Source organism: Pantoea sp. E956-1, assembly GCF_982223955.1.
The window spans coordinates 83,527-101,142 of record NZ_CEUYZP010000016.1; the positions used below are offsets into that span (position 1 = coordinate 83,527).

Annotated in this window: 16 protein-coding genes; 12 read left to right on the plus strand and 4 right to left on the minus strand. The window is 55.1% G+C overall.

Features of this window, described 5'->3' with window-relative positions:
- Positions 1-64: 64 nt before the first annotated feature.
- The 5 genes from AC0T7J_RS24425 to AC0T7J_RS24445 all read left to right on the plus strand — a co-directional run bounded on the left by AC0T7J_RS24425 (position 65) and on the right by AC0T7J_RS24445 (position 4,211).
- On the plus strand, positions 65-1,207 hold the full coding sequence (locus tag AC0T7J_RS24425; RefSeq protein WP_473798224.1) for an alanine racemase: 1,143 nt from the start codon (positions 65-67) through the stop codon (positions 1,205-1,207).
- Between the two features lie 136 nt (positions 1,208-1,343).
- The gene (locus AC0T7J_RS24430; RefSeq protein WP_086906689.1) at positions 1,344-1,739 is read left to right on the plus strand and encodes a polyketide cyclase; all 396 of its coding nucleotides are present in this window, start codon (positions 1,344-1,346) and stop codon (positions 1,737-1,739) included.
- Positions 1,740-2,173: 434 nt separating this feature from the next.
- Positions 2,174-2,437 carry a hypothetical protein gene (locus tag AC0T7J_RS24435; RefSeq protein ID WP_473798170.1) on the plus strand — a complete coding sequence of 88 codons (264 nt, stop codon included), beginning with the start codon at positions 2,174-2,176 and terminating at the stop codon, positions 2,435-2,437.
- An 82-nt stretch (positions 2,438-2,519) separates the two neighbouring features.
- The gene (locus tag AC0T7J_RS24440; protein ID WP_083070716.1) at positions 2,520-3,164 is read left to right on the plus strand and encodes an oligosaccharide flippase family protein; all 645 of its coding nucleotides are present in this window, start codon (positions 2,520-2,522) and stop codon (positions 3,162-3,164) included.
- Between the two features lie 429 nt (positions 3,165-3,593).
- Positions 3,594-4,211: a trimeric intracellular cation channel family protein gene (locus AC0T7J_RS24445; protein ID WP_010258398.1), complete on the plus strand. Its 618-nt coding sequence runs from the start codon at positions 3,594-3,596 to the stop codon at positions 4,209-4,211.
- On the opposite strand, the gene ligB is transcribed toward AC0T7J_RS24445, so the two are convergent.
- The gene (ligB, locus tag AC0T7J_RS24450; RefSeq protein ID WP_473798175.1) at positions 4,149-5,900 is read right to left on the minus strand and encodes an NAD-dependent DNA ligase LigB; all 1,752 of its coding nucleotides are present in this window, start codon (positions 5,898-5,900) and stop codon (positions 4,149-4,151) included. The two genes, AC0T7J_RS24445 and ligB, sit on opposite strands and share 63 nt — an antisense overlap.
- A gap of 239 nt (positions 5,901-6,139) precedes the next feature.
- On the opposite strand from ligB, the gene gmk reads away from it, so the two are divergent.
- The 7 genes from gmk to AC0T7J_RS24485 all read left to right on the plus strand — a co-directional run bounded on the left by gmk (position 6,140) and on the right by AC0T7J_RS24485 (position 15,274).
- The gene (gene gmk / locus AC0T7J_RS24455; RefSeq protein ID WP_010258405.1) at positions 6,140-6,763 is read left to right on the plus strand and encodes a guanylate kinase; all 624 of its coding nucleotides are present in this window, start codon (positions 6,140-6,142) and stop codon (positions 6,761-6,763) included.
- A gap of 54 nt (positions 6,764-6,817) precedes the next feature.
- Positions 6,818-7,093, plus strand: coding sequence for a DNA-directed RNA polymerase subunit omega (rpoZ, locus tag AC0T7J_RS24460; RefSeq protein ID WP_003851346.1), 276 nt, complete (start codon positions 6,818-6,820; stop codon positions 7,091-7,093).
- A 20-nt stretch (positions 7,094-7,113) separates the two neighbouring features.
- Positions 7,114-9,222, plus strand: a complete 2,109-nt coding sequence (gene spoT / locus AC0T7J_RS24465) for a bifunctional GTP diphosphokinase/guanosine-3',5'-bis pyrophosphate 3'-pyrophosphohydrolase (RefSeq protein WP_473798179.1) — start codon at positions 7,114-7,116, stop codon at positions 9,220-9,222.
- A 2-nt stretch (positions 9,223-9,224) separates the two neighbouring features.
- On the plus strand, positions 9,225-9,923 hold the full coding sequence (gene trmH, locus AC0T7J_RS24470; protein ID WP_137230445.1) for a tRNA (guanosine(18)-2'-O)-methyltransferase TrmH: 699 nt from the start codon (positions 9,225-9,227) through the stop codon (positions 9,921-9,923).
- The gene (gene recG / locus AC0T7J_RS24475; protein WP_473798182.1) at positions 9,920-11,998 is read left to right on the plus strand and encodes an ATP-dependent DNA helicase RecG; all 2,079 of its coding nucleotides are present in this window, start codon (positions 9,920-9,922) and stop codon (positions 11,996-11,998) included. Before trmH ends, recG begins: the two co-directional genes overlap by 4 nt.
- A 104-nt stretch (positions 11,999-12,102) precedes the next feature.
- Entirely contained in the window at positions 12,103-13,476 is a 1,374-nt protein-coding gene (locus AC0T7J_RS24480; protein WP_010258420.1) for a nucleobase:cation symporter-2 family protein, read from the plus strand.
- A 118-nt stretch (positions 13,477-13,594) separates the two neighbouring features.
- Positions 13,595-15,274, plus strand: a complete 1,680-nt coding sequence (locus tag AC0T7J_RS24485; RefSeq protein WP_473798186.1) for an AsmA family protein — start codon at positions 13,595-13,597, stop codon at positions 15,272-15,274.
- Between the two features lie 33 nt (positions 15,275-15,307).
- Here the strand turns inward: AC0T7J_RS24485 and fabY are convergent, their stop codons facing one another.
- The 3 genes from fabY to AC0T7J_RS24500 are packed head-to-tail and all read right to left on the minus strand — an operon-like array spanning position 15,308 to position 17,615.
- Entirely contained in the window at positions 15,308-16,255 is a 948-nt protein-coding gene (fabY, locus tag AC0T7J_RS24490) for a fatty acid biosynthesis protein FabY (RefSeq protein ID WP_010258423.1), read from the minus strand.
- 56 nt (positions 16,256-16,311) lie between these two features.
- Positions 16,312-16,749, minus strand: a complete 438-nt coding sequence (dtd, locus tag AC0T7J_RS24495) for a D-aminoacyl-tRNA deacylase (RefSeq protein WP_473798189.1) — start codon at positions 16,747-16,749, stop codon at positions 16,312-16,314.
- A complete protein-coding gene (locus AC0T7J_RS24500) occupies positions 16,746-17,615 on the minus strand; it encodes a virulence factor BrkB family protein (RefSeq protein WP_010672108.1) in 870 nt (289 codons plus the stop codon). Before AC0T7J_RS24500 ends, dtd begins: the two co-directional genes overlap by 4 nt.
- Position 17,616: the final 1 nt, after the last annotated feature.

The window sequence follows — 17,616 nt, forward strand, 5'->3', positions numbered from 1 at the left end:
CTGGTATCAAAGAGATAATTAAGGAATGATGAATTCACTTACCTCGTCAATGCCGGACAATCTTATGGATATCAACGATACACAGCAGTGGCAGCGTCCGCTGATTGATGATCGCCTTACGCCCTATATTGAAGTGGATGCAGAGCGCCTGGAGCAGAACCTGCAGCATATGCAGCGCAAAGCCAGTGCGGCAGGCGTCGCGTTGCGACCGCATATCAAAACGCATAAAAGCGTCTGGATTGCGCAGCGCCAGATCGCGTCCGGCGCCCAGGGTGTTACCGTCTCAAAGCCCAGCGAAGGAATCCGTTTTATTCAGGGCGGCGTTCGTGATCTGCTATTAGCCTACCCGATTGTGCAACCGCAAAGCGTGGCTGAATTGCTGCGCCACGCCGAGGTTCATCAGGCAAAGCTCACTCTGATTGCGGACAGACTGCAGGGCGTGGCGGCTATTGCTGATGCCTGTCAGCAGCAACCGGCATGCGACCTAGCGGTAGCGATTAAAGTTGATGTTGGATTACATCGGATAGGTGTCAATCCTGATACAGATGAAGCGGTGCTGATTGCTCAGGCGCTGCAGGACAAAGGGTTACGCTTTGCCGGATTAGTGTCACATGCCGGCCACGCTTATGGTGCCGGGAATGCCGCGGCCATTGCGGATGTCGCCCGGCAGGAAGCGGCATTGATGCAGCGAGTACAGGCAAAACTGCAGGTGGCTGGGTTTACCCACTGCCCTCTCTCTGTGGGTTCAACGCCTACGGCGCTGGCAGCAGAGATTGCACCCTGCATTCATGAAATCCGGCCCGGAAACTATACACTACTGGATCTAACCGCCTGCCGTCTCGGATTAAGTCACGTCGATCAGTTGGCAATGAGCGTCATTACCCGTGTCGTGGCGGTGAACGATCATTTCGCGATTGTGGATGCCGGGTCAAAAATGCTGAGTTCGGATAAAGGGCCACACGGCACCAATGCCAGCGGCTTTGGTGTGGCAGCCGATGAAGCGGGTCATACTTATGAAGTGACAAAATTATCTGAGGAGCACGGTTTTCTGCTTTATCAGGATCGCCGCCCTGAAGTCGGCACGCTGCTGCGTATCTTCCCTAATCACAGTTGTGCCGTGATGGCGCAGTCGGACGGCTTTGTTCTGCGGCACGCTAACGGCCATAGCGAAGATCATGTGGTTTCTGCGCGCGGCAATTTCATCTGAGTCAGTGGCAGACAGCATCACCAGTTGTCTGCCATTTGTACGAAACCCTTTCAACACCACACTTCTGCTGTTACAACGTTTTAACAAGCCTGGCCCCATGCTTTAATGCTTTTTTAGCTTATTCACCGGAGGTTACATGCTCTCCTCTCGCACTCTGAGCCTGACGATTCCACGTCACTGGTTAGATCTTTATGAAACCATCTGGAAGCCAGAGTTTTTCCCAAAGTGGGCTTCCGGGCTGACGCACAGCGCGTTAGAACCCGATGGCAATCGCTGGCGTGCTAAAGGTCCCCAGGGCAATGTGAAGCTCCGGTTCTCGCCGCATAATCCGTTTGGCGTAATGGATCACTGGATCGATAGCGGCTCAGGAAAGGAGATCTACGTACCGATGCGCGTGATAGCAAACGAACAGGGCGCCGAGGTGATGGTAACGGTTTATCGCCAGCCATTTACTTCAGATGAGAAATTTAAGCAGGATATTGAATGGGTTAGCAACGATCTTGAGAAACTCAACCAGCTTCTTACACAATAAATCAATGACTTAGCGCGCCTTTTTCTCTGCATTTATCACTGGCCGTTAATGAAAAAAAATAGAAAAACTTTCGACGATAAAGCATAAAGCGCTTATCTGATTACTCATCATCCTTACGCATTTATCACCAACCCTGCTTAAGCATCGTTGCCAGGAAAAATCCTGGCAAAACCCTCTGAAAGGCAGGCGACCCCCTCTGATTCCGGGCCTGCTGGTTTGCCACATAAACAATTTCTCACTGACCCATACATTAATCATTAACAATCGTTTATTAGCAATCTGCTGGGGATTTAATATTTATCATGCATAAAGTGAAACCATTTATTTCTGCGGTCGCGTAATCAGACTTTTCTTATGGTGTTAAATTAAATAAAACAATGTATAAATCATTCCACACACAGCAATACCCATAATGATAAAGCAGGAAAAAAGTCATGGACCGCTCAACGTATCCTTTGTTATCAGAAAAAGAATGCATTGAGATTGCCGCAAGGATGCGGGCAGGAGAATATAAAACTACAACAGGATTTATTCGTGATCTGGCGGAATTCTTATTCGCTGCAGGGGATTCCGCCATGACACGAAACAGCAATTTCACCAGGGATATCTTTTTATCCAGGCACCATTTGATTGAACCCATAATAATATGGCAAGCCTGTAAAGCGTTTTCAGGACTTCGGCCGGAAAAATTGCACTAACTAACGGTGTTACAGCAACCTCTCCTTGCCGTTACACAACTATTTAATTCTCACAGAGTCGATGGACTCTAACGAGTATATTATGGCAATACGTGAAAACAGTCTGAATAGCGCAAAATGGTCTCTGCTCTCTTCAATCAAAATTATTGGTATCGGCGTATTACAACTCTCGTTGCTGGCGCAGATTCTGCAGGCGAATGAACTCAATCTGCTGGCGATCGCCGTGATTGCTTTACTGGCTATCGATACTCTGGCCGATCGGGGCTTCTCAAATACACTGATCCGCCGCTCGATTCTCTCTATCAATGACCTCTCCACGATCTACTGGGGGAATATGTTGATGGGCGTCGCGGTGTTTGGTCTGTTATTTACTGGCAGCCATCTGCTGACCAGCCTTTTCGATCAGCCTGAACTGGCATTAATGCTGCAGATGGTCTCAGTGGTGTTTATTATCATCCCACAGGGTCAGCATTACCGTGCGATATTACAGCGCGAAAAACAATATACCCGTATCGCTTTTGCTGAAACCTCCTCGGTATTAGCCGGACTTGCCGTCACCTTATTTACCGTCTGGCTGACCCCTTCAGTATTGTGTGCGATCTGGGGTTACCTGGCGATGGCATCCATTCGTATGCTGATTTACTGCTACTATGGTCGTTCATGGTTCCAGCCGGAATACCGTTTTAGCCTGAATGCCTTTTCTAAAATTCGTGCAAGAAATAAATAATAAAATAAGTCTGTATGGTGGGCTCTGAGCATCCGAAACGATGCGTTGGCGTGCTGTTAACCAGCACGCCTTTTCTTTTTATTTCGTCTGTCGCATTATTTCTCTGATCGATTCTCTGCCCGTCGCATCCAGCCCTTTTTTATCTGCTGTATAAACTGGTTTTCGACCAGCGGCTATCTGGCGATCGTCATCAGTTCACCGCCCTGAGTCGGAAAATCCCGCGCCGGAACGCGCAAACCCTCTGTACGTAGTTTCCTTTCAACTTTTTCGTTCATCTGCTGCAGGCCCTTCGCAAAAAAGTCTTTCTATGCTGACGCCCGCGCTGGCTGGTATAAACTGCGCTCATCCCGGACGCCGATCGTCAGAAAATCTCCGTCGCCGTCTCTCAGGCAATGCCGTAGTCTTGCCGCCGTCTTACTGGAGTCTGCTATGTTACTGACCGTTCTCTACATTATTGGTATTACTGCTGAAGCCATGACGGGTGCGCTGGCGGCGGGGCGCCGCAAAATGGATCTGTTCGGTGTCATCATTATCGCGTCCGTGACCGCCATTGGTGGCGGTTCGGTGCGCGACATCCTGCTGGGTCACTATCCGCTGGGCTGGGTGAAACATCCCGAATACATCATGATTGTTGCAGCGGCGGCGGTAGTGACCACTTTCCTGGCCCCCCTGATGACGCATCTGCGCAAAGTGTTTCTGGTGCTTGATGCGTTAGGACTGGTGGTCTTTTCTATTATCGGCGCGCAGGTTGCGCTCGATTCAGGACACGCCATGATTATTGCCGCCATAAGTGCGGTCATTACCGGCGTCTTTGGCGGCGTACTGCGTGACATGTTCTGTAATCGCATTCCGCTGGTGTTTCAGAAGGAACTCTACGCCGGTATCGCTTTCGCCTCTGGCTGGATGTATATCCTGCTGCTGAAAACCACGCTGGCGCATGAAGCCGTGATTATTATTACCCTGCTGTTCGGATTCTTTGCCCGTTTACTGGCGCTGCGCTTCCGTCTTGGCTTGCCGATTTTCAACTATCCCCATCCCGAGCATTGAGGATGCGGGAATTCCCTGCTGTCTCAGGAAAGCGATCAGTGCCTGCAGGCGGGCATCATGGAACTGCGTAGTCAGGCGCTTTGCCAGTGCCGCACCGACACCCGGTAAAGCTTGCCAGTCCCTGACCTCCCGCTGCGTTAAGCTCTCCCACTGTTGATCGGGCAGCGCATTGAGGGCCTTCCGCGGCAGTGAAACACCTAAAGCATCCACCCAGCGACGAAGCGGCTGCTGACGGGTAAGATTAAAACGGTGCCAGAGCTGACCCGCCCGCTCCGGAGAGAGGCCCGTTGCGGTGGCAATCTGTTCTGGTGTTAACGTCAGCCAGCCGAACAGGTGCGTCATACTGCCGGTTTCCAGTAAGTGCAGCCAGGTGCTGCGCTCAACGCCAGGAATATTCAGCACCGTTTTCTGACTGAGCCAGCGTAATTTTGCCAGTAGCTGCTTCTGGCATTCAGCGCTGAAGGTGTAACAACTCAGCGGCGTGTAGCGCGACGCGTCGGGAGGCTGAGGATAGTGCCGCTCTGCCACGCGCCAGATCACCCGCTCCAGCCGGGGAATGCCCTGGCCTGCCAGACTCAGTGTGATGACATCTCCCGCCACGATATCGCTCTCCTGCCAGCGACGCAGCGATCCAACATTGACCCGCCTGACCGTCTTATCATCCAGCTGTACCGGCTGCAGATTAAGTACCGCAGCTATCTTCCCGGTTCTGCCGACTGGAAAATCGACGGATAGCACTTCAGCGCTGACTTCCGGCGGCTGATATTTCCAGGCAACGGCCCATGTTCCCTCTCCAGGCAGCCAGTTTTTGCCCGCAGGTCGCAGGCTCTGATGAACGACGACGCCGTCAGTGACAAAGGGCAGCGCAGCATGAACCCAGCGTTCCCGCCACGCTGCAACCTCCTCTTCGTCTTTAACGCTGTGGCTCCAGTTTGCGGCAACGCCCAGTCCCCAGCGGCTGAGTTGTTGAAGGCGTTCCGTCATCGTGGCAGGGCCATCTGGCCAGGCCCAGATAAAAATATCAAGCGAATCCAGCAGAGGAACCCGCTGCTTGCTCATCATGGCGCCAGCGACCTGTGAGCGCGCATTCCTGCCGCCATTGACCGCCTGCTGATGACCGGTCATCGACAGAAACAGCTCACCCTGCAGCACAACCTCTTCTAGTCCGGTCTCGATCTGCAGCGGAATCGCAGGGATCCAGGCGGCTTTAGTCAGCCACTCTTCACCGCGTAATCCATCACCACGACTCAACAGTGAAACCAGTCTGCCGTGGCGATAAACCAGGGAAACGGCAATGCCATCCACTTTCGGCTGCACCCAGAGATCGTGCCGCCCCTGCATCCAGTAAGCCAGGGCCAGCTTGTCGCGCATCTTTTTTACGCCCGTGTGGGCGACCGGATGCAGGTGCTCACCCTTACCCGGCAGTTGCGGTGCGTAAGCGAGCTGCAGAGGGTTAAAGCAGTGCTGCCAGTGATTCAGTCGCTGCTGCAGACTGTCATAATCTGCATCAGCCACCGGACTCTGCCCCTGACGATAGTAAGCATCATCCCAGTGCTGCAGCTGCTGTTGCAGTCGACGGATCTCTTGTGTCGCCCGGATGGGTGTCCAGACGGGACAAAGGGCGCTGTGCGCAGGCCATATGGCAATCCACAGAGCAGCCGCAAACAGCGGCCAGCCGAATCCTTTCATGATCTCTCTCCTGACGTTTTGCAGCATTCAATACCGGTGCTTCAGCGTCAGCCAGAGGTGGTGTTCAGTTATGGAAGGGATACCGTCGCAATCAGGGAATAATTACAGTCGTCCGACAGAGATTTGCGCGAAGATGCGCAAAAGTTGAGGGTTGCCGCTGCGCAAACGCTGCGTGGCAGCGGGAAGCTGTGTATACTGTGCAGGAAATCGACTCCGCTTTTAATCAATTCAAGAAAACCATGGCTCAAGGCACGCTCTATATTGTTTCTGCTCCCAGCGGCGCAGGTAAATCCAGCCTGATTCAGGCGCTGTTAAAGACCCAGCCGTTGTATGATACGCAGGTCTCTGTTTCGCACACGACGCGCGGTATGCGTCCGGGTGAAACCCATGGCGAACATTACTTTTTTGTTGAGAAACATGAGTTTGAGCAGATGATCGCGGAAGAGGCTTTCCTCGAACATGCCAAAGTTTTCGACAACTATTACGGTACTTCGCGCCATGCTATTGAGCAGGTGCTGGCAACCGGCGTTGACGTGTTTCTCGACATCGACTGGCAGGGTGCGCAGCAAATTCGCACCAAAATGCCTGGCGCACGCAGCATCTTTGTTTTGCCGCCTTCGAAAGAAGAGCTCGATCGCCGTCTGCGCGGTCGTGGCCAGGACAGCGAAGAGGTGATCACGCGCCGCATGGCTCAGGCGGTAGCGGAAATGAGCCACTACGCTGAGTACGACTATTTAATTGTGAATGATGATTTCGATCTGGCGCTGTCCGATCTGAAAACCATTATTCGCGCAGAACGTCTGCGTATGGCGCGTCAGAAGGCGCGTCACGATGCTTTAATCAGCAAACTGTTGGCAGTCTGAATACAGTTTCAGTATGATGCGCAGTCATTTCTTCATCTGTGGAGTAGCACACCTATGGCACGCGTAACCGTTCAGGACGCAGTAGAAAAAGTTGGTAATCGTTTTGACCTGGTGTTGGTCGCTGCACGTCGTGCACGTCAGATGCAGGTAGGCGGCAAAGATCCACTGGTTCCGGAAGAGAACGATAAACCTACCGTTATCGCCCTGCGCGAAATCGAAGAAGGTTTGGTCACCAATCAGATTTTAGATGTGCGTGATCGTCAGGAACAGCAAGAGCAGGAAGCCGCTGAGTTACAGGCCGTTACCGCTATCGCTGAAGGTCGTCGTTAACAGCCACCTGCAGGTCGCCCTTGTATCTGTTTGAAAGCCTCAATCAACTGATTGAAAAATACTTGCCAGAGGAGCAGATCAAGCGCCTCCAGCAAGCCTACCTTGTCGCACGTGATGCCCACGAGGGACAGACACGCTCCAGCGGTGAGCCTTATATCACCCACCCGGTTGCCGTGGCCTGTATTCTGGCGGAAATGAAGCTCGACCATGAAACTCTCATGGCCGCGCTGCTGCATGACGTGATCGAAGATACGCCTGCCACTTACCAGGACATGGAACAACTGTTCGGTAAAAGCGTGGCGGAACTGGTCGAAGGCGTTTCCAAGCTGGATAAGCTGAAATTCCGCGACAAGAAAGAAGCGCAGGCAGAGAACTTCCGCAAGATGATTATGGCGATGGTGCAGGATATCCGCGTCATTCTCATCAAGCTGGCTGACCGCACCCACAATATGCGCACCCTCGGCGCATTACGCCCGGACAAACGTCGCCGAATCGCGCTGGAAACGTTAGAGATTTACAGTCCGCTGGCGCACCGCCTGGGTATTCATCATCTTAAAACGGAGCTGGAAGAGCTCGGTTTTGAGGCCCTCTATCCGAACCGTTATCGGGTCATTAAAGAGGTGGTGAAAGCCGCACGCGGTAATCGTAAAGAGATGATCCAGAAGATTCTTTCTGAGATCGACGGCCGTTTGCAGGAAGCGGGCATTCCCTGCCGCGTCAGCGGGCGTGAAAAGCATCTTTACTCGATTTACCGCAAAATGACGCTCAAAGAGCAGCGTTTTCACTCGATCATGGATATCTATGCCTTTCGCGTCATCGTGAAAGATCTGGATACCTGCTATCGCGTTCTGGGCCAGATGCACAGTTTGTATAAACCGCGTCCGGGCCGCGTCAAAGATTACATCGCCATCCCAAAAGCGAACGGCTATCAGTCGCTCCATACCTCAATGATTGGTCCGCACGGCGTGCCAGTCGAAGTACAGATTCGCACCGAGGATATGGATCAGATGGCGGAAATGGGGGTCGCTGCACACTGGGCTTATAAACAGGCGGGCGAAAGTGGCACCACCGCACAGATTCGCGCTCAGCGCTGGCTGCAAAGCCTGCTGGAGCTGCAGCAGAGTGCGGGCAGTTCGTTTGAATTTATTGAAAGCGTGAAGTCTGATCTCTTTCCCGATGAGATCTACGTCTTTACACCTGAAGGCCGCATTGTTGAGCTGCCAACCGGTGCGACGCCGGTGGACTTCGCTTATGCGGTCCACACCGATATCGGCCATGCCTGCGTTGGCGCACGCGTTGACCGCCAGCCTTATCCGCTGTCGCAAACCCTGACCAGCGGTCAGACGATTGAGATCATCACCGCGCCAGGCGCCCGTCCTAACGCCGCCTGGCTCAACTTTGTCGTCAGCTCCAAAGCCCGCGCAAAAATTCGTCAGCTACTGAAAAACCTCAAGCGCGAAGACTCCGTCAATCTGGGTCGCCGCCTGCTCAGCCATGCGCTGGGCGGCAGCCGTAAACTGGCTGAGATCCCGCCTGAGAATATCAGGCAGGAGCTGGATCGTATGAAGCTGACCTCGCTTGACGATCTGCTGGCAGAAATCGGTCTGGGCAATGCGATGAGTGTGGTGGTGGCGAAGAACCTGTTGCAGGCTGACAGCAACGCTATCAGCAGCAACAGCAAGCGCGGTAAACTGCCGATCAAAGGTGCAGATGGCGTGTTGATTACCTTCGCCAAATGCTGCCGTCCGATTCCCGGTGACCCGATTGTTGCCCATGTCAGTCCCGGCAAAGGGCTGGTGGTGCATCATGAATCCTGTCGGAATATTCGCGGCTACCAGAAAGAGCCCGAAAAATTCATGCCGGTCGAGTGGGATAAAGTCACCGAGCAGGAGTTCGTGGCGGAAATCAAAGTCGACATGTTTAACCATCAGGGCGCACTGGCTAACCTGACGGCGTCAATCAACACGGCCGGTTCCAATATTCAGAGCCTCAATACCGAAGAGCGTGATGGCCGCGTTTACAGCGCCTTTATCCGCCTGACCGCACGTGATCGCGTCCATCTGGCGAATATCATGCGTAAAATTCGCGTGATGCCGGATGTGATCAAAGTCCATCGTAACCGTAATTAGGCATGAACGATCAACGATTTGCCCGGATTCAGGCGATGCTGGCACTGCGCCAGCACGATCTCACGGTCTGTATGGAGCAGGTGCATAAGCCGCACAATGTTTCCGCGGTGATCCGCACGGCGGACGCCGTCGGCATCCACGAAGTGCACGCCGTCTGGCCGAGCCAGCGGATGCGCACTCAGGCTTCCGCATCTGCCGGAAGCAACAGCTGGGTGAAAGTGGTCACCCATCCCACCATCGGCGATGCTGTAAAAGAGCTCAAACAACAGAAGATGCAGGTTTTAGCGACCCATCTCTCTGCCGATGCCGTGGATTTCCGTGAGATCGATTATACCCTTCCGACCTGCATCCTGATGGGCCAGGAAAAAACCGGCATCACCGAAGAAGCGCTGGCGCTGGCCGATCGGCAGATTGTGATTCCAATGGTGGGTATGGTGCAGTCGCTGAATGTCTCGGTCGCCTGCGCGCTGATCCTGTATGAAGCACAGCGGCAGCGGCAGAACGCGGGTCTGTACCTGCGCGACTACAGCCTGCTGGACGAAGATGAGCAGCAACGTCTGTTGTTCGAAGGCGGATTCCCGGTGCTGGCGCGGGTCGCAAAACAGAAAGGTTTACCCTATCCGCGCATCAATGCGCAGGGCGAAGTTGACGCCGATCCCAGCTGGTGGGCAACCATGCAATCGACCGGTAAAAGAAGATGAAAGGCCGTCTGCTGGATGCCATCCCGCTCAGTACCCTGACCGGCGTCGGTGCCAGCCAGGCGGCAAAGCTGGCCAAAATTGACCTGCATACCATTCAGGATCTCCTGCTTCATCTCCCGCTACGCTACGAAGATCGTACCCAACTCTATGCCATTGATGATCTGCTGCCCGGTATCTGGGCCACAGTAGAAGGTGAAGTACTGCACACGGACATCACCTTTGGTCGCCGCCGGATGATGGTGTGCCAGATTAGCGATGGCAGCGGCGTACTGACGATGCGCTTCTTTAATTTCAATGCCGGGATGAAGAACAATCTGTCGCCGGGCCGTCGCGTCACCGCGTATGGTGAAATTAAACGCGGTCAGCGTGGCGCTGAGATTATCCATCCCGAATACCGGATCCAGGGCGAACAGAGCAATGTAACGCTGGAAGAAACCTTAACGCCGGTTTATCCCACCACCGAAGGTATTCGGCAGGCCACGCTGCGTAATCTCACCGATCAGGCACTGACGCTGCTGGAGAGCTGCCCGATTGCCGAACTGCTGCCGCAGGAACTGAGCGGTGGTTTAATCAGCCTGCCAGATGCGCTCCGCACGCTGCATCGTCCACCGCCCGATCTAAAACTCAGCGAGCTGGAGAGTGGTCGTCATCCGGCACAACGCAGATTGATTCTGGAAGAGCTGCTGGCACACAACCTCAGCATGCTGGCGGTGCGCGCCGGTGCTCAGCGCTATTACGCTTTACCGATGCCGCCACGGCACAATCTTAGCGACCAGCTACTGGCAGCGCTGCCCTTTTCACCAACCAATGCGCAGAAACGCGTGGTGGCGGAAATAGAGAAAGATCTGGCAAATGATTTTCCGATGATGCGGCTTGTGCAGGGCGACGTCGGCTCGGGTAAGACACTGGTTGCTGCGCTCTCTGCGCTGAATGTTATCGCCCATGGCAAGCAGGTTGCTCTGATGGCGCCGACCGAACTGCTGGCTGAACAGCACGCCAGTAACTTCCGCCAGTGGTTTGCGCCGCTGGGCATTGAGGTGGGCTGGCTGGCCGGAAAGCAGAAAGGCAAAGCCCGCCTGGCACAGCAGGAAGCGATAGCCAGCGGTCAGGTGGCAATGGTGGTGGGCACACACGCTCTGTTTCAGGAGCAGGTGCAGTTCAACGGTCTGGCACTGGTCATTATTGATGAGCAGCATCGATTCGGCGTCCACCAGCGACTGGCGCTGTGGGAGAAAGGTGAGGAGCAGGGCTTCCATCCGCATCAGCTGATCATGACCGCCACACCAATTCCGCGCACCCTCGCGATGACCGCGTATGCCGATCTCGATACCTCAACCATTGATGAGCTGCCGCCGGGACGTACACCGGTGACCACGGTGGCTATACCCGATACCCGACGTGATGAGATTGTGGCGCGGGTTGAGCATGCCTGCCGCGAAGGGCGTCAGGCCTACTGGGTTTGCACGCTAATTGAAGAGTCAGAACTGCTGGAAGCGCAGGCGGCAGAAGCCAGCTGGGAATCCCTGAAAACCGCGCTGCCCGACTTAAATATCGGACTGGTGCATGGCCGGATGAAGCCAGCGGAAAAACAGGCGGTAATGCAGGCGTTTAAAGCGAATGAACTGCAGCTGCTGGTGGCGACGACCGTAATTGAGGTCGGCGTAGACGTGCCGAATGCCAGCCTGATGATTATCGAAAACCCGGAGCGGTTAGGACTGGCGCAGCTGCATCAGCTGCGGGGCCGTGTGGGCCGTGGCGCCGTGGCATCGCACTGTGTGCTGCTCTACAAAGCGCCGCTGAGCAAGACGGCACAAAAGCGTTTGCAGGTGCTGCGCGACAGCAATGACGGATTTGTTATTGCCCAGTTCGATCTGGAGATTCGCGGGCCGGGTGAATTGCTGGGCACGCGACAGACCGGCAACGCCGAATTTAAAGTGGCCGATCTGCTGCGCGATGCGGCGATGGTGCCCGAAGTTCAGCGTGTGGCGCGCCACATCCACCAGCACTATCCCGAGCAGGCCAGCGCATTGATTGAACGCTGGCTGCCAGAGAACACCCGTTATACCAACGTCTGAACGAACCCCACCTGATTCGGCATTTTGAACCACGCCGGGCAAACGATTGCTTTTAGCCTGCGGATGATTACAATCGCCACATTATTTTTTGGGAAGAACAGAAGATGTCCACTAATCCGCAGCCAGAACAGCCTTCCGCCACGCAAAGCGAACTGATTTATCGTCTTGAGGATCGTCCTCCTCTGCCGCAAACGCTGTTTGCCGCCGGTCAGCATCTGCTGGCGATGTTTGTCGCGGTCATTACCCCCGCGATTCTGATTTGTCAGGCGTTAGGGCTGCCCGCAGAGGATACCCGGCACGTGATCAGCATGTCGCTGTTTGCATCGGGTGTGGCATCACTGCTGCAAATCAAAACATGGGGACCGGTGGGTTCGGGCCTGCTGTCGATTCAGGGCACCAGCTTCAACTTCGTTACGCCCTTGATTATGGGCGGCATGGCGCTAAAAAATGGCGGCGCTGACGTGCCCACCATGATGGCGGCGCTGTTTGGCACGCTGATGGTCGCCTCCTGTACCGAAATGGTGCTGTCACGCGTATTGCACCTGGCGCGCCGGATCATTACGCCGCTGGTTTCCGGTATCGTGGTGATGATTATCGGCCTGTCGCTGATTCAGGTGGGGCTGACCTCCATTGGCGGCGGTTTCAGCGCAATTAACGACCATACTTTTGGTGCGCCGAAAAATCTGATGCTGGCAGGGGCTGTGCTGCTGGTGATCGTGCTACTTAACCGGCAGAAGAATCCCTACCTGCGCGTTGCCTCCCTGGTCATTGCCATGGCCGTGGGCTATCTGCTGGCCTGGGCGATGGGCATGCTGCCTGCCGCCGGCATCCCCACCGATCAGCCGCTGATCGTGGTGCCGACCCCGCTCTATTACGGGCTGGGCTTCGACTGGAATCTGCTCATTCCGCTGATGCTGGTGTTTATGGTGACCTCTCTGGAGACGATCGGCGATATCACCGCCACCTCGGATGTGTCGGAGCAGCCGGTCAGCGGCCCTCTCTATATGAAACGCCTGAAAGGCGGCGTGCTGGCGAATGGCCTCAACTCCTTTGTCTCCGCGCTGTTTAATACTTTCCCGAACTCCTGCTTCGGTCAGAACAATGGCGTAATCCAGTTGACCGGTGTTGCCAGCCGCTACGTGGGCTTTGTTGTCGCGCTGATGCTGATTGTGCTGGGGCTGTTCCCGGCAGTCAGCGGGCTGGTGCAGATGATCCCTGAACCGGTACTCGGCGGCGCCACCATTGTGATGTTCGGCACCATCGCCGCCTCGGGTGTTCGCATTGTGTCACGCGAGCCGCTTAACCGCCGCGCCATCATGATTATTGCGCTGTCGCTGGCGGTGGGGCTGGGCGTTTCACAGCAGCCGCTGATCCTGCAGTTTGCGCCTGACTGGTTAAAAACCCTGCTCTCTTCCGGCATTGCGGCGGGCGGTATTACCGCTATCGTACTCAACCTGATTTTTCCGCCAGAGAAGTAAGGCCAGAGGCAGGCTTCGGCCTGCCTGCTAATTATTCGGATTTACATCCAGGCTGTTGAGCTGTAACGGTAATTCAGGCATAACAACCTCTCACCGGATTTAACTCGGGAAGGATGCTATGAAATTTATTGGAAAGTTTTTCCTCACCTTACTTTTGCTGCTGCTTTTCACCCTGGTCGTGATCTATGTTCTGTTGCAGACACAGTGGGGTGCAGGCTGGTTTAGCCGTTGGGTGAGTGACAAAACCGAATGGCATCTCTCCCTGAGTAAAATTGAACACAATTTCTCCTCTCCCTCTCACATCATTCTGGATGACTTCAGCTTTGGTCACGATGGACAGCCTGCGGTTCTGGTGGCGAAACGGGTCGATCTCGGTCTGGCACTGATTCAGTTCAGCGATCCACTGCATTTCAGCAGCCTTGAGCTGCGCGATGGAGAAGTGAATCTGGCCAATCTGGCACCAGGCAGCGCGCTACCGATTCAGGCCGATCGCCTGCAACTCAACAATATGCGTATCGACAGCCCCAATAGCGCATTACCGCTGTTTGCTCAGCAGGTGAATGGCGGCATTCTGCCGTGGAAACCCACTGCCCTGGATATGCTGGGTCGCGATGCCCGCTTCCAGATGAGCGCAGGCAGCATGACGCTGAATAATGTGCCGGGTGAAAACGTACTGATCCAGGGCAGTGTTTCCCAGGGTCGGATGCGCTTTGACAATATTGGTGCCGACCTGGCGCGTGGCTCCATGACCGGCAACGGTGAGCGCGATGCCCAGGGCAACTGGAAAATTAATCAGCTGCGACTGAACGACATCCGTCTGCAGACCACCAGCAGCCTGAAAGATTTTCTGCATAGCCTGCAGGTTGTCCCCTCGATTGCCATTACGCGACTCGACATGACCGATGCCCGCCTGCAGGGGCCAGACTGGGCGGTAACGGATCTGGATTTGACGCTGAGAAACGTTAACTGGCAGGGTGATGACTGGCAGAGTAACGATGGTTCGCTGGCGCTGAATGCCAGCAATTTTATCAACGGTGGATTCGAACTAAATGACCCCATCGTTAACCTGGACTTCTCACCGCAGGGCGTGGCGCTGACGCAGTTCAGTTCACGCTGGGCGAATGGGGTGATTCGGGCTGACGGTGACTGGTCGCGTAGCGATAAACGCCTGACACTGAAAAACCTGGCGGTGGCCGGACTGGAATATACCCTGCCGCAGGACTGGCGCGACCGCTGGCAGGCGACACTGCCCACGTGGCTGGAGAGCGTAAAGGTGACGCGCTTCACCTCTAATCGCAACCTGATTATCGATATCAATCCGGCTTTTCCCTTTCAGCTGACCTCACTGGATGGATCCGGTGAAAACCTGCTGCTGGCGCAGCAGCACCAGTGGGGGATCTGGTCGGGTAAGCTCAGCCTGAACGCGGCAGAATCAACCTTTAATCGCACCGACCTGCGTCATCCGTCGATTGCGCTGAGCGCTGACCAGCAGCAGATTCAGGTTACGGAGCTGAGTGCGTTCAGTAATAAGGGTCTGCTCGAAGGGACGGCCACCGTAGGCCAGCAGCCAGCCCGTCCGCTGACGCTGCAACTGACAGGTCGTGCTGTGCCGGTGAATGTGTTGCAGAACTGGGGATGGCCCGCACTGCCGTTAACCGGTGACAGCAATATGCAACTGCAGCTGAGTGGTGCATTAACCGCAAATCAGCCGCTGCGCCCGACGGTTAATGGCAGTTTGTCGGTGACAACCGACAGTCAGCAACTGCAGCAGACCATGCAGGCAGGCGAGGTACATTGATAACATTAAGGGCCGCAGATGCGGCCCTTATGATTAGTTGATACGCGCGCCGGAACCCCCCTCTTCCAGCGGTCCGTCAGGATCGGCGGGCAGGACGATATAGACCCCTTCAAATACAGCGCCACACTCATCATTGCCAAAAAGCTCGACCTCAAGCTGCACACGCGCTTTACGCCCGCGCGCCAGGCGGTCGAGATCGCCGCTTAATGAGCCCAGGTCGGCAATCGCGCCAGGCCGTCCGCTGATGGGGTGGCTGTAACGAATGTGCGCATCCGCCAGAATAATGGTGCCACCCAGATGACGCTCGCGCAGCAGCAACCAAATCAACCCCCAGCCGGTCAGCGTTGCCAGCGAAAACAGGCTGCCAGCGAACAGCGTCTGGTGTGGATTCTGGTTGCCCGCTTCAGGCATGGTGGTGATAAATTTTTGCCCGGTAAACTGCAGAATACGAACGCCCATCTTCTCGCTGAGCGGGATGTGATCATACCAGGCCTGTTGCAGCTGACCGCACCAGTCGGCGCGATGCAGGATATCGTCAAGCGTGACGACCGGTTTGATCATCAAAAAGTGACGAACCGGCGTCGTCTGCGGCGCGGTAATCTCGCCCTGATTGATGTAGCCAAGTTTAGCGAAGAAAGCGACAGCATCTTCGCGGGCACTGCAGGTTACCCGCTTAGCCCCTTCCTGACGCGCCACGGATTCCAGCGTCATCGCCACCAGAGTACCCAGTCCCTTGCCCTGAACCGAGGGATGAACGGCCATGAAGCGGATAGCGGCCTCGTTGTCGGCATTAATATAGAGACGCCCGATGGCGACCGGATTTCCCTGCTCATCAACCACCATCTGATGATGCGCCAGCGCATCCCAGGCGTCACGTTCCGACCCCTGCGGCTGACGCAGAGGTTTACGCAACATCTCCCAGCGGAACTGATAATAGATATCCAGCTCTTCCGCCGTCTGTGGCACGCGAAGGTGATACATGTAATGTTTCTCCCGCTCGGATGTGTGGCCTGTTCCCTGCCGCTCAGCTGACGTTCTCACACCTGTAACCAGAACGTCACAGGACCATCATTCACCAGCGAGACCTGCATATCCGCAGCAAAACGACCATTAGCCGTGGTGATGCCCTGCTTGCGACAGCAGTCGCTGAAATATTCATACAGCCGCTCGGCTTCAGCGGGCTCGGCGCCCCCCGAAAAGGAGGGACGCATCCCTTTTTGGGTATCTGCGGCCAGCGTAAACTGTGACACCACCAGCACGCTTCCGCCCGCCTGGCGAACACTCAGGTTCATTTTGCCCTGCTCATCACTAAAGATGCGATAGCCCAATACGCGTTCTGCGAGATGTTCCGCACGCGCGTTGTCATCGCCCTTTTCCACGCCCAGCAAAACCAGTAAACCGGCATCGATTTCACCGACCATTTCCTGATTGACGCTGACGCTGGCGCGCTGTACGCGTTGAATCAATGCAATCATGTTTCCTCGCGTTGCTCCTCTTTGTGTTGCTGTTTTAACTGCCGATAGTCGGCTAACGCAACGGTTATTTCAGCGCCTAACAACACAATACACCAGGTCCAGTAGACCCAGAGAAACAGAATGGGGATCACGGCCAGTACGCCGTAGATCAGCTGATAAGAGGGGAACATAGTAACATAGAGCGCAAAGCCCTTTTTGCCCAGCTCAAAAAGCGCACCGGCAACCAGCGCGCCAATCAGCGCATCGCGCGGCGGCACTCGCTGGGTAGGAACGATGCTGTAGAGCAACCAGAAGGCGAGCCACGACAGCAGGAGCGGAAAAATGCGCAGCATCTGATCGACCAGGCTGGTAACGCCTGTCGCGTTAATCCAGCGCAGCGACAGCAGATAAGAGCTGATCGCCAGACTGGCTCCGGCCAGTAACGGGCCGAGTGTCAGGATCATCCAGTAAACTGCAAAGGAATAGACCATCGGCCGCTTCTTGTTGCTGCGCCAGATGGTGTTTAACGCAGTATCGACCGAATGCATCAGCAGTAAGGCGGTCACGATCAGGCCGACCGCTCCGACTGCCGTCATCCGGTTTACGTTAGCTACAAACTGCTCAAGATAGCGTTGCAGCGTGTTACCTGCAGCCGGCATCAGATTGGTAAAGACAAAGTGCTTCAACTGCACGCTGATATCTGAAAAGACCGGAAACGCCGCAAACAGGGCAAACACCACCGCAATCAGCGGCACCAGCGCCAGCAATGAGACATAAGCCAGATTACCGGCCTGGGTCGTCATGCCATCCTCATCAATGCGTTTCCACAACAGCTTGAGCCACAACCAGAACGCATGCAGCCCGGGACGAAATTTACGTGACATCATG

Bases quoted from the DNA above. Each gene is read 5' to 3' on its own strand.
- AC0T7J_RS24425 (WP_473798224.1), top strand. From the start codon at position 65: ATGGATATCAACGATACACAGCAGTGGCAGCGTCCGCTGATTGATGAT.
- AC0T7J_RS24430 (WP_086906689.1), top strand. From the start codon at position 1,344: ATGCTCTCCTCTCGCACTCTGAGCCTGACGATTCCACGTCACTGGTTA.
- AC0T7J_RS24435 (WP_473798170.1), top strand. From the start codon at position 2,174: ATGGACCGCTCAACGTATCCTTTGTTATCAGAAAAAGAATGCATTGAG.
- AC0T7J_RS24440 (WP_083070716.1), top strand. From the start codon at position 2,520: ATGGCAATACGTGAAAACAGTCTGAATAGCGCAAAATGGTCTCTGCTC.
- AC0T7J_RS24445 (WP_010258398.1), top strand. From the start codon at position 3,594: ATGTTACTGACCGTTCTCTACATTATTGGTATTACTGCTGAAGCCATG.
- ligB (WP_473798175.1), bottom strand. From the start codon at position 5,900: ATGAAAGGATTCGGCTGGCCGCTGTTTGCGGCTGCTCTGTGGATTGCC.
- gmk (WP_010258405.1), top strand. From the start codon at position 6,140: ATGGCTCAAGGCACGCTCTATATTGTTTCTGCTCCCAGCGGCGCAGGT.
- rpoZ (WP_003851346.1), top strand. From the start codon at position 6,818: ATGGCACGCGTAACCGTTCAGGACGCAGTAGAAAAAGTTGGTAATCGT.
- trmH (WP_137230445.1), top strand. From the start codon at position 9,225: ATGAACGATCAACGATTTGCCCGGATTCAGGCGATGCTGGCACTGCGC.
- recG (WP_473798182.1), top strand. From the start codon at position 9,920: ATGAAAGGCCGTCTGCTGGATGCCATCCCGCTCAGTACCCTGACCGGC.
- AC0T7J_RS24480 (WP_010258420.1), top strand. From the start codon at position 12,103: ATGTCCACTAATCCGCAGCCAGAACAGCCTTCCGCCACGCAAAGCGAA.
- AC0T7J_RS24485 (WP_473798186.1), top strand. From the start codon at position 13,595: ATGAAATTTATTGGAAAGTTTTTCCTCACCTTACTTTTGCTGCTGCTT.
- fabY (WP_010258423.1), bottom strand. From the start codon at position 16,255: ATGTATCACCTTCGCGTGCCACAGACGGCGGAAGAGCTGGATATCTAT.
- dtd (WP_473798189.1), bottom strand. From the start codon at position 16,749: ATGATTGCATTGATTCAACGCGTACAGCGCGCCAGCGTCAGCGTCAAT.
- AC0T7J_RS24500 (WP_010672108.1), bottom strand. From the start codon at position 17,615: ATGATGTCACGTAAATTTCGTCCCGGGCTGCATGCGTTCTGGTTGTGG.